The 669-nt window shown below is 65.9% G+C and carries 2 protein-coding genes; one reads left to right on the forward strand and one right to left on the reverse strand.

All coding sequences use genetic code 11. The features are described from left to right. Positions 1-214, reverse strand: a 214-nt coding sequence (locus JCM12296_RS35415) for a hypothetical protein (RefSeq protein WP_157068232.1), incomplete at its 3' end; no start/stop codon positions are given. 20 nt (positions 215-234) lie between these two features. Between JCM12296_RS35415 and JCM12296_RS35420 the strand changes: the two genes are divergently transcribed. Further along, positions 235-669 (forward strand): ATP-binding protein (locus JCM12296_RS35420; protein WP_218188475.1); only part of this gene is annotated, 435 nt, incomplete at its 3' end.

Consider the following 669-nt stretch of genomic DNA (forward strand, 5'->3'; position numbering starts at 1 on the left):
CCGCCAGGTCAGCCTTGCCGAGCAATGTGAATCCCTGCGTCTCGCCCAGGTGGAGGCCCGGCAGCGCCAGGCCGAGGGCCAGGCCATGCTCGAGATCCTCTGTGGGGAAGCCGGCTGCCAACATCCGGATGACCTGGCCGAAACAGAAGCGCGGGCCCTGCGGTGCGCGGCGTTGCGCCGCATCCTCCAGACGGTCGACGATCAGCTGCGCCATCTCGGTGCCGGCGCACGGTGGTGGATTTTGTCGCCCAGGCGTCGGCCGTGGATGCCGACAGTATTGAACCCGAGCTGGAACAGTTGGCCGATGCCATCGACCAATGGGAGCGAGAACGTTCCGAACTGGATCAGACCATTGGCAGCGAGACGGCCGAGTGCCAGCGCATGGATGGCCGGGCCGAGGCTGCCGAGCGGGCCGAAGCCGCCGAACGCCTTTTGGCGCGTCTGGAGTCGGACGTGGAGCAGTATGCCTGCCTGAAAATGGCCGCGTCGATCCTGGCCCGCACGGTGGAACAATACCGGGAAAAGCACCAGGGCCCGTTGATTTCAAGGGCCAGCGACTATTTTGCCCGCATGACCCTGGGGACATTCAGCCGCCTGCGTGCCGAATACGACGAAAAAGGCAATCCGATCCTGGTGGGCATCCGCGCGGACACCGGCGCCAGGTGCGGG

The organism is Desulfosarcina cetonica JCM 12296, assembly GCF_001311845.1.
Lineage (GTDB): Bacteria > Desulfobacterota > Desulfobacteria > Desulfobacterales > Desulfosarcinaceae > Desulfosarcina > Desulfosarcina cetonica.